This is a genomic window from Paraburkholderia sp. NMBU_R16, assembly GCF_013282575.1.
Classification (GTDB): Bacteria; Pseudomonadota; Gammaproteobacteria; order Burkholderiales; family Burkholderiaceae; genus Trinickia.
In genome coordinates this window covers 1-10,393 of the sequence record NZ_JAAAYE010000095.1, presented here as the reverse complement: position 1 = coordinate 10,393, position 10,393 = coordinate 1, and the positions used below count along the sequence as shown (strand labels likewise).

Here is a 10,393-nt window from a genome sequence, read left to right as displayed (position 1 = left end):
GCAACATGCGCCGCGCGTCAATCAACAAACGCTTGTCAGCGTCAATCAACATCGGCATCATCAACCTCGCCGCGACATTCTCATCTTGTTTGTCGCGCGTCTCTCATCCAGATTGTCGCGCCACACATATTCGCAATAACACGATGCGATGTGTCAGCAGGGCGTGCAACGCTATGGTTGTTTAGATGAGCCGCACGTTCTTGTACTAAAAGCATGGGGCCCAATTAATTTCTCATAATGCGAGATCGACGCGAATTCTGATCTCAGTTCGCGAGACGAGCGCTAATCGTGCGCGCGACCTCTCTGCCTTCGCGAATGGCATAATTCGTCCCTCGATCCTCAGGATAGATCTGCGCCATTGTCGAGATGGTTGCATTGGGGAACGGCGTTTCCCTCTTTGGCACATACTGAGAGTAGTTCCGTTCAGTCACTGGTTGAGCATATTCGGCGCGCCACACCCGGAAATCTTGAACCCACGACTCGTTGAACTCAGGAAACATCCGGCGCAGGTGCCCCATGGCAAACTCGAGGTACTCCCGGTCATGGTAGGCCCACACAGGGTCTTGCGTCGCCAAGTAGCGCGAGATGAAAACGATATGCTTGCCGTCGTAGTTTTCCGGCGGGTCGAAGTTGGTGTGTTCGATGACGCCGACGAACGGAAAACCCGGATCGTTGACGTTCAACCAATAGGTCTCCGAAAGGCTGCGATCCAGCTGTAGCACGAGACACATGTTGCCCAGATAATTTACGCGTCTCAGAGAGTCCAGCCACTGCGGATCGGCAGCACCGTCAAAGATGTTCGCGATGACGTGAAACGACGGGGTGAAGAGGAAATGCTTCGACGCAACGGGTCCTTGCGGTGTCTCCAGTGCCGCTATGTGCCCGTTAACGACGCTCGTCCCGACGACTTCTGTTCCGTATCGGATCTCGCCGCCCAAGCGGACGATTTCGTCAGCGATCTTCTGCGCGAGGCGCCCAAACCCACCTCTGAAATAGGCGAGTTGCTCGCCACCCTGCTTGTCTCGCGTACTGCCTCGGAGGACGAGTTTCTTCCAGAACCATACGGCGTTGACCGCGTCCGCGTACACCGAGAACTTCGACTCGATCAGGGGTTGCCAGACGATCTTGAAGACGTTCTTTCCGCACAGTGGTTCGAGCCACTCACGGATAGATAGGTGCTCGATGGTCTTCCAGTCTTTGATCTGGCGGACCTTAAACACGAGGAGGCCCAATCGAATCCGGTCCAGTATCGGCAGCGGTGAAAATCTCAGCAGGTCCATCGGCGTCGACAGGCGCCAGTGTTTGCCGTTGAAATACATCCCAGTCTTGGACGGCAGTGTGACGATCTGATCTGCGATCCCTAGTTCGCTCGCCAACTCCGGAACGTACTCGTCGTTGTTAAACCAGTGGTGATAGAACTTCTCGATCGTGATCCCGTTCTTGAACTCGAACGTCCCCGCAAGCCCCCCAGGACCTGCATCTCGCTCGACGATGAGAACTTTCTTCCCCGCACGCGCGAGGTCAAGGCCTGCGACCAAGCCGGTGAATCCGGCACCAACAATAACGACATCGTATTGCGTATTCATTGCTTGCTTGAATCCAGAAAGAGGTCAGGCGTCGGGGCGGGCCACCGAACGGCCTTTGAACAACGCTGGCTTGGCGAGGATAGCGATGCTTCCCGCGAGTGTGGTCGGGAGCCACAATCCGAGGTGCGCCAGAACCGCAAAGCTTGCACTTTGTGCGGGCGAACCGCCCAGCATAACTGCCGCCGAATACGCGGCCAAATGGAATGGACCGACGTAGCCGGGCGATGACGGGACGAGCGTCGAGAGGGTGGCCACCGCCATAATGGTCAGAGCCGCGGGGAATGTCGCGTCGATTGCTAGACCGTGCAGGACAGCCCAGAAAAGCCCCGTTTCCCCTACCCAAATGATCGCGGACAACAGAACCAATGCGCCCAAAACTCGCGGCCGAGACATGCCTGCGGCATCGCGGGTCAGATCGATCAAAAGGGCTATGGCGCCTCCGATCTTTGATGAGCCGCGACGTTCGGCAACTGCGTGAAGCGAAGCGAGAAGCTTTAGCACCGGCCTATGCAGCGCCACAATCATGAAGAGGGCGACACAACCACCTACCGCTAAGCCAGCGACTGAACGACCGAGCCATTCCGGCACGTGTGCCAAGGGACTCAGCGAGAGTCCGATGCCAAGGCTGAGCAACAGCGTCAACATGTCGACGAGCCGTTCGAGCAGCAGACTTGCTGTCGCGGTTATACGACGTACGCCGATAGCGGAAGGAAAAACGAGCGCTCGCACCAAGTCTCCCGCCCTAAGAGGCAAGACGTTGTTCAGCGTAATCGACCCAAGGAAGGGCGCGGTACAGGCCCAGCCTGTCACCTCGGCGTCGCCTGCCCGCAGCAGCACCGCCCAGCGCTGGATGCGTACGGCGTAGTCAATGGCGAGCGATGCCATTCCGAGAGCGAGGAAATGCCACTTGAAGTTCTCAAGCGCAGCGCGCAACTGACCGATGTCGACTTTTCGGAAAACCAATACGAGGCAGACTGCCGATATGCCGACACCGATTAGCTGCCGCAAAGGAAACTGTTTTCGTCGCGGCGCGTTGTCTTGTGCAGAATTCATGAACGAGCGTTCCAGACTGCCCAAGGGGCATTTCCAGTTTCCCAGAGCGCTTCGAGCTGACGCTTGTCCCGCAGGGTGTCGCACGGTTGCCAGAACCCGTGATGAGGGAACGCTACCAGCTGCCCATCTCGCGCTAGGTTGCGCAGTGGGGCATGCTCCCACGACGTCGAATCGCTATCGATGTAGTCAATGACCTTCGGTTCGAGCACAAAAAAACCACCATTGATCCACCCGATCTCGTCGGTTGGCTTTTCCTCAAAACTCGTGACTCGATCGTCGTCTGCAATGTTCAGCACGCCAAAGCGTCCTGGCGGTTGAGTTGCCGCAACAGTCGCAAGCTTGCCATGTTTCCGGTGGCATTCGATTTCCGCAGAGACGTCGATATCCGAAAGGCCATCGCCATAGGTCAGGCAAAAAGTTTCGCCGTTCAGATGTTGAGCGACACGTTTCAGACGCCCGCCAGTCATCGTGTCCGCCCCTGTATCTACGAGCGTGATGGTCCATGGTTCGGACTGCGAGCTCAGAACCTTGTGTTCGCCCGTGACGAGATTGACTTGAAGGTCGGCCGTATGACGATAATAATTGAAGAAAAATTCCTTTATTACATAACCTTTATAGCCCAGGCAAATGATGAAATCGTTGATGCCGTGGTGGCTATACGTCTTCATGATGTGCCACAGGAGCGGCTTTCCACCAACCTCGACCATTGGTTTTGGCTTGTGATCGGACTCCTCGGCGATGCGCGTCCCGAGTCCACCGGCCAAGATAACAGCTTTCATCGATACCCCCAAATTCAAAGTTTTAGCTCGTCGGCCGCGATGTTTAGCGCTTGCTCGACGATGGCTGTCGGTTCCGAGCGCAACAAGACATAGATGCGCTGAAGATATTCCCCGAGAATGCCCAGCAACAGCGATTGGAAGCCAATTCCAAATAGCACTAGTATGTGAATGCTGGCAAGCCCGCGCGGCAGATCGGGATGGAAAATGCGAAGCACTGCGTAGTAAACCGCGCCCAAAATGCTAACTCCGAGCAAAAGTACGCCCGAATAGGTGGCAATCCGCAGGGGCACGACCGAGTGATTGAAAACGCCGGCAAGGCCAAGCCGAATAAGCTGCCTAAGGCCAAACTTACTTGACCCGGCGATGCGGGCGGATCTTTCGTATGGAACGCCAACTTGTCGGAACCCGAGCCCTGCAATCAGTCCGCGTAGATACGGGTTCGGGGACCGGAATTTTTGGACAGACTCGATAACCTTTCGATCCACGAGCCGGAAGTCGCCCGCGTCTCTCGGGATCGGGTGTTCACTTATCTTGTCGATGAACCAGTAACCGATGCGACGAAAAGCGTTGATCAAGCGGCCTTCGCGTCGTTTGGCTCGTATGCCGTAAACGACGTGGTACCCCTCCTGCCACAGCGCAAAGAACTGATCTAACAGCTCTGGCGGATCCTGCAGATCTGCATCGATCTGAAGCACTGCATCCCCTCGCGTATGCATATAGTTGGCGAGGATTGAGCGCTGAAAACCAACGTTTTTCGAAAAGCGGATGGCGCGCACCCGCGAATCCCGACGAGCAAGTTCGGAAAGAATCTCCCAGGTGCGATCGTCGGAATGGTTATCGGAAAAAACGAACTCCATGTCGCACTTGCTCGCCATCGCTTTTGACAACTGGTCCAGGCGTGCGTACAGCATATCGAGGTTATCCGCCTCGTTTAGCACGGGAATCGCGATCGAAACAAGCGGACGTTGGGCGATAACTGATTCAATGCGCATAGACGCTGGATGCATGTAATTGTCTAAGAAGTACGCTCAAGTTCGTCGAGCGTCCGGCGAATACCATCGATGAGCGTGGTTACGGGGTACCATCCGCATGCTTCTTTCAGTCGCGCGGGATTGCCCACGACGTATGGCAAATCGTCGGGCCGTAGCGGCAGAGCTCCGAAGTGAAGTAGGCCTTCGTCAGCCTCCATGGCCGCAGCGACCATTCGTGCAAACTGCGCAACTGAATGGCCGTCGCCTGTCGCCAAATTGTATGCACCGCTGGCCATCCGTTGCTCGCTCAACGATTCCGCCGCAGCAATAAGTCCTGCGCACGCGTCGTCGACATAGACGAAGTCCCTGATTTGCGTTCCGGCGGACAGCTGGACGGGCTGGCTTGCGCGTAGGCTGGTGGCCAACGAAGGTAATAGACGATGCGCCGCTTCTCCGGGACCGAACACGTTGAACAGTCGAACGACCGCAACGGGCAGCGATATTGCTGAGCCGCTGGCTAGCGCGAGTATGCCGCCGGCAGCCTTTGTTGCGCCGTAAAGCTTTTGCGCTTCCAGCGGCGCGTCTTCGACCATCGGTACATGCTCACGCGGAGCACGGTACTCAGCACTGCTGCCGACCATCACGACAGCCCGGCACGCCAGATCGGCAGCTAGAGTGATGATCTCCGGCGCGAGCGCCGCATTGACTCCGATGAGGTCCTGTCGATCACGGCTGCTGGGACTCACGCCTGCAGCTGCCAAATGAATCAGCGCGTCAAACTTGGTGCCCCGACCAATCGCATCGATGATCGATTCGCGCGACAACGCCGCAACGATCCGATTGTCCACTCCTTCAATCGGACAGGGACGCCGACCGACGTTCATAACCTCAGTGCCCGAGCGAAACAGCAGTTGTGCTAGTCGCGAGCCAACGAAGCCGGAGCCCCCGGTAAGAAGAATGCGCGACAGCATGCTACGCCCCAGCGTCCTGTAGATCGGAACGCCATCGCGAAAGCTGCGCCAGCGATATCCGCCTTGCATCCGAGCGAGCTCGATAGTAGTCGCGGTACCAGCTTGCCGTTTCCTCAACGACGCGGCGGGTATCCCAAGGCGGTGCCCATCCTAAGGCGTTGCGTGCAAGCGAACTGTCAAGGGCTAGTGCGCCAGCCTCGGGTAGAGGCTCAGTCATGTATTCGAGAGTTGGCCGTTCCCAACTCTTCGCTAGCTCTTCGAGAACCTCGCGCACAGTGAAGCTTCTGGGGTCCTGCGGTCCGAGGTTCCACGAGCGTGCGAATTTCGCCGGCTCATTCAGTAGTCCCGCCATCAACATCAAATAGCCTTGCACTAGGGCGAGCACGTGTTGCCATGGCCTGGTCGCATCCGGATAACGTAACGTTAGCTGGGATTTCTCGGTGACCGCGCGAACGAAGTCGGGCACGAGACGGTCCTCGGACCAATCACCGCCGCCGATGATATTGCCGCCTCTCGCAGTTGCGATCGCCAAACCGCTACCGTCGGTCTTGCCGAACGAGCTACGGTAGCTGTCGATGATCATTTCGGCAGCTGCCTTCGAGGCGCTATATGGGTCCTTACCACCTAAAGGGTCATTCTCGCGGTACGGCCATTGCCACTCGTTGTTCTTGTAAACCTTATCGGTCGTGACGCATACGGCGGCCCGGACGGAGGGCGTCGAACGAGCCGCTTCGAGCACATGTGCTGTGCCCATTGCGTTGGTCAAAAAGGTGCTTACTGGCTCACGGTATGAGCGGCGCACGAGTGGTTGGGCGGCGAGGTGCAGTACAGCGTCTGGCGCGAATTGATCGAAGGCACGTTTGACGTCAGCCGCATTACCGATGTCCGCGTATACCGAATCAATGTCCGAAGCCAGGCCGACCTCTTCGTAGAGGGAAGGCCTTTGATCCGGCGGCAGCGCGATACCAGCAACGTGGGCACCGATTTCGGTGAGCCAGAGGCACGCCCACGCACCGGTGAATCCGGTGTGACCGGTCACGAGAATTTTTTTTCCCGCCAGCGACCGCTCGAAGGTGAACAGGGGAGGCGTGCTCATGCGGCGATTTTCCGTAAAGTGTCGTAACAAACCGAGTATTGTATTCGATTCGCAAGGCGCTTCCTCGCGCCTGAGTCCACAGCGGCGCGATTCGTTGCCGCCGCGGCGGCTGCTTTCAGAGGGTGGGCGGCGCCGTGGTGACGTCGCCGCCAGGGTGGTCACCGAAAGCGTATCGCGCTAACTTGCACGCCAAGCAGGCGGGCATCCGCGCTCAGGCCTGCTTGCGCGGGCGAGACGGCGTCGGGCATAGAGAACCGGAGGCTCAGCCATCCTCTAGACGCACCGCCTATGGGGAGAGTGAGCACCTTTACCTCCCCAGGGCGCGTAAAGGTTACTGTGTCGCGCGTAGCCGAATCGCCTAGCGAAAGGGTGAGGCGCTGCGGGTGGTCGGCTGGAACGAACGCACTGACAGTTACCTCAACGGCGTGTGAACGAGACGCACCTGCGACTGGCATCTCGCATCTAAAAGATGCATTTGTGGCGTCCGTCCAAGTTCCACCTGGTTCTGGTGAGCTGAATCCCGACAGCAGCGTAGGTTCAGTTGCACCGGCAGATGTGAGGTCGAACAGGCCGTGGCAGGTGGAATTCAAATTCTTTGCTTTCACGAAGCATTGCGCGTCCACGCCCACAAGGGTTTTGGTTCCCGTGGGAACGCGACATTGCTGGACGTCGTAGGTGGGATCGTTGCGGGCGGTGACGATCATGGAAAGATGCGCCAATCCCGTGGGTGTCTTGTTTCGCAGCAGGTCGAGTGTGGTCTCGTCCCGCGGTGCCTTAAGCGTGGCAATCGAAAACATGTAGTCCAGCAGTGGGCTTGGCGAGGACAGGTGGGCCGCGATTGCCGTCCCCGTTATCCCGTGCTGGAGACGGAACGCTTGCATCGCCTTGACATAGTGTTCGAGCTTTCGTATTGACGACACTGACACTTCATTGTGCAGAGGAGCAGCCGAGAAGAAGCCTGCAACGATAATGCCGACCATGGCCAGCGAGTCCTTGAGACCAAGTGCAGAGGCTCGCGGCAGCTTGCTGGCGATATTGAGCCTCTTTGGCGAGGCGACAACAAACATCGGGAGTTCGATCAGCAACGTTGTCGCTAAGGCAAACACGTACTTCTTGCAGGCATACTCCGAGCCTTGTCCAAAGTGCCAAGCCAGCCATTGAAGGAGAAACAAAACACTACACGAGGCACCGACGGAGCCAATATATTTCAACGGCAGCGCGCTCTGACGCGAATCGCTCGCCAGTCGTGTCCATCGCAAGACAAGCGCTATCGATAGGCCCAGAACGACGAGCGCCAGCACGAATAAGCCGGCCATCGAACGAAACAACGTCAGCGGAAGGTCTCCGTTGTTTTCGCTGATCGAGCGCATTACAGCAAAGGTCGGATGTGCGATCACCGCGATGGTTGTCGCGACTAAAAATATAGCCGGAACTACGAGCGAACGAACGAGGGTTCTCGTTGGGGTGCCCGCGCGCCACGATTCGATCACATCGGATAGCAACAATAGGCCGAGAAAGCCTAGGCCTTCGATAGCGGGCAATAAATGAATGCTTTCGATCAAAAGGATAGCAGCAGCGAGGAACCCGTATCGTAGCCACCGTGGGATCGATCGTCGCTCCAGCCGCAACGCGATCGCCATCACCACAAAAAGTGCGGCCTGCGCAACCAGTTGAGAAAAGAAGTAACTGCCAACGATCTCTTTTCCGAAAATCTGCAGCCGCAAGATGCCCCCGCCGATGAGGAGGGACCCCGCGGTACTCCAAAGCACTCGCGTAGCGACCTGGCCTCTGAATCCAGAAAGGAGGTATGCGATCGCGATCCAACCAACGATGAGGGAGGCCGTGGCGGTGAGCGCTATCCCGACAATGGCCGAGTCGAACAGACGCGCAACAATGGTAGCGATGAGGTGACCGGCGCGCGGATAGAATTGCATCTCGCCAAGACTTGGATCCCGGCTTGAGCCAAGGCCGCCCGGCTCGAGCAGGCGCTCGACGAGAGCATAGTGATGCGCCAGGTCGACGCTGAGTGACCAGATTTGATCTGACTTAATCAGGAGAAGCAAAACCCCGGCGAGCAGTACGAGGCATGCGTTGCTGATTCTTGATCTATCCAAAACGTACTCCTCGGAAATTGCGGCGACGCATTGGCTCTTCATGACGCCTGGCGCCGCATCTGCGCATGGGCTTCTCGGCTGTCCATAGCGCCTTCGCGCTAGGGCTTAAAACGGACCATTGTGAAACCGATTGCCAGTTCACGCTGGTCTTCGCTGAGTCCCAGTTTGTGGGGTGATGTTGCGTCGGGAAACCGAAAGACCAATTTCAACTCTTTGCCCTTGTCAGCCGTGATTGGCACCTCCACCTCGCGCGTCGAAGCATCGAAGGAGAAAGACAACTGAGGCCCGTTGTTCGCCGCAACCATTAGGCGTTGGGCGCCACCTTTCGGGGCGAACCCGTGTGCCGTAACGATAGCTGTCCTGTCTCCGGTAGACGAGCAGACGATCGACGCATGCTGCCCGTCGCTCCAGCGCCCCCAAGGTTCGGCCGCGCTGAACCCGCGGAGCATCAGATTCGTTGCATTGTCCCGGTCGGAGAAAACGATTGCGTCCGGGCAGGGAACGAGGAGGTCTTGCGCTTGTTCATCCGTAAGCCGGAGGTAGCGGCCTTGCTGAATGCCAGCGAGCGAACCGGTCCTCAGCAATGCAGACACTCGCCGCTCGTCGAAGCCACATCCTGCAAGTCCATACACCCGCCCGGGGCCGTTCTCCACGAGGATCTTTCTGCAGTCGGGTCCGATGATCGCAAGCGCAGTGGCGAGCTCTGGCGCTTCTCCGATTCCGCTATATCGCTTCGCAAAAATTTCGGACGGCGGATTGTACGCCCCAGGCCAATGGGTCTGCACAAACCAGGAAGCGGGCGATGGTTGCACGTAACCGGATTCTGGCAACTGGGGCCGCTGGAACGCATACGTGTAGCCGAGGCATACCGAGGCACCGAGCACAAGGCAAACCAGCTTCGCGATTCCGCGCACGGTGGCTAGCCGAATGCTGGGCAAATTCGCCAGCAACGCGCAGAGGGCCGGATAAAACAGCGGGATGTACCACGTCGCATAGCGGGCGAGGCCCGGGGTTGCGCCCGAATTCAACTTCTCTGTCGACGACTGTGCGAACAGGTTAAGGACGATGTAGCAGGCACAGAAAATCAAATATCCTCGTCTTCCAAGGCGCGTGCCTGCGAAGGAGGCCGGCTGGATGTCTCGAGCAAACAGCTTCCAAGAAAAGGTGACGATGAGCGCGGCAACAAGGAGAACGCCAAGCGGCCAATTCGGGAACAGGCCGATATCCAGGTCTACGAGCCAAACGTAAAAATTGCGTAGATTGCCGCCGATCGCAGCGCCCCCGGCGACCAATTGAGGATCGATGGTGCCGTATCGGAAGAAGTAATACGCTGGGTGCAGCAGTGCCAACAGTGCTGCCGCCGCCGCTGCGACAAGTTGAACGAGCGTGAAACGCTGGCGAAACCCGCAGTCGAAGAGAGCCAGAATGAGGGGCACGACAGCGATCGCGGCGAAGCTGACATTTTGGGTCGAGGCCGCCGCGAGCAACACAGACGAAAGAAAATACCGCTGACCGCAAAGCGCCACCACAGCAGCGGCAACGAAGCAGTATGTAAAGAACTCAGTATGGACTTTGTCGATGTACCAAACCATCGGCGAAAGTATCGTTAGCACTACGACGGTTGCCAACCCACTCCATCGATCCCCCCGGCGTCAGAATAGTTGTCGTGTCGTCTGAATCTTAGACGAGGTCCGGGTGACCTGCCCCCTTCGGTAGGGCCAGTCGGCTTCTAGCAAAGTCCCTTTAAACCAGCTCCTGGAAAGCGGCAGGAGCATCCGCTGTTGCCCGATGTTTCGCCGCGAACTCTGCTGGCGAAAGATAAT

9 protein-coding genes are annotated in these 10,393 nt (G+C 57.7%); 1 reads left to right on the top strand and 8 read right to left on the bottom strand.

The annotated features are described in order from the left end of the window. Window positions 1-185: hypothetical protein (locus GWC77_RS29175; protein ID WP_217283415.1), on the top strand; the 185-nt coding region annotated here is incomplete at its 5' end. 78 nt (window positions 186-263) lie between these two features. Here the strand turns inward: GWC77_RS29175 and GWC77_RS25940 are convergent. The 8 genes from GWC77_RS25940 to GWC77_RS25905 form a co-directional block, all read right to left on the bottom strand. Then, entirely contained in the window at window positions 264-1,586 is a 1,323-nt protein-coding gene (locus GWC77_RS25940) for an NAD(P)/FAD-dependent oxidoreductase (RefSeq protein ID WP_173261760.1), read from the bottom strand. A 24-nt stretch (window positions 1,587-1,610) separates the two neighbouring features. After that, entirely contained in the window at window positions 1,611-2,639 is a 1,029-nt protein-coding gene (locus GWC77_RS25935; RefSeq protein WP_173261757.1) for a lysylphosphatidylglycerol synthase transmembrane domain-containing protein, read from the bottom strand. Beyond that, the gene (gene rfbF, locus GWC77_RS25930) at window positions 2,636-3,418 is read right to left on the bottom strand and encodes a glucose-1-phosphate cytidylyltransferase (RefSeq protein WP_173261754.1); all 783 of its coding nucleotides are present in this window, start codon (window positions 3,416-3,418) and stop codon (window positions 2,636-2,638) included. The genes GWC77_RS25935 and rfbF overlap by 4 nt, the downstream gene beginning before the upstream one ends. A 14-nt stretch (window positions 3,419-3,432) precedes the next feature. Then, the gene (locus GWC77_RS25925; RefSeq protein ID WP_173261751.1) at window positions 3,433-4,410 is read right to left on the bottom strand and encodes a glycosyltransferase family 2 protein; all 978 of its coding nucleotides are present in this window, start codon (window positions 4,408-4,410) and stop codon (window positions 3,433-3,435) included. A gap of 23 nt (window positions 4,411-4,433) precedes the next feature. Next, window positions 4,434-5,360, bottom strand: a complete 927-nt coding sequence (locus tag GWC77_RS25920; protein ID WP_173261748.1) for an NAD(P)-dependent oxidoreductase — start codon at window positions 5,358-5,360, stop codon at window positions 4,434-4,436. Window position 5,361: 1 nt separating this feature from the next. Further along, the gene (gene rfbG, locus GWC77_RS25915) at window positions 5,362-6,456 is read right to left on the bottom strand and encodes a CDP-glucose 4,6-dehydratase (RefSeq protein ID WP_173261745.1); all 1,095 of its coding nucleotides are present in this window, start codon (window positions 6,454-6,456) and stop codon (window positions 5,362-5,364) included. 158 nt (window positions 6,457-6,614) lie between these two features. Then, a complete protein-coding gene (locus GWC77_RS25910; RefSeq protein ID WP_173261742.1) occupies window positions 6,615-8,612 on the bottom strand; it encodes a hypothetical protein in 1,998 nt (665 codons plus the stop codon). Between the two features lie 56 nt (window positions 8,613-8,668). Further along, window positions 8,669-10,162, bottom strand: coding sequence for a hypothetical protein (locus tag GWC77_RS25905; protein ID WP_173261739.1), 1,494 nt, complete (start codon window positions 10,160-10,162; stop codon window positions 8,669-8,671). Between the last annotated feature and the right edge of the window lie 231 nt (window positions 10,163-10,393).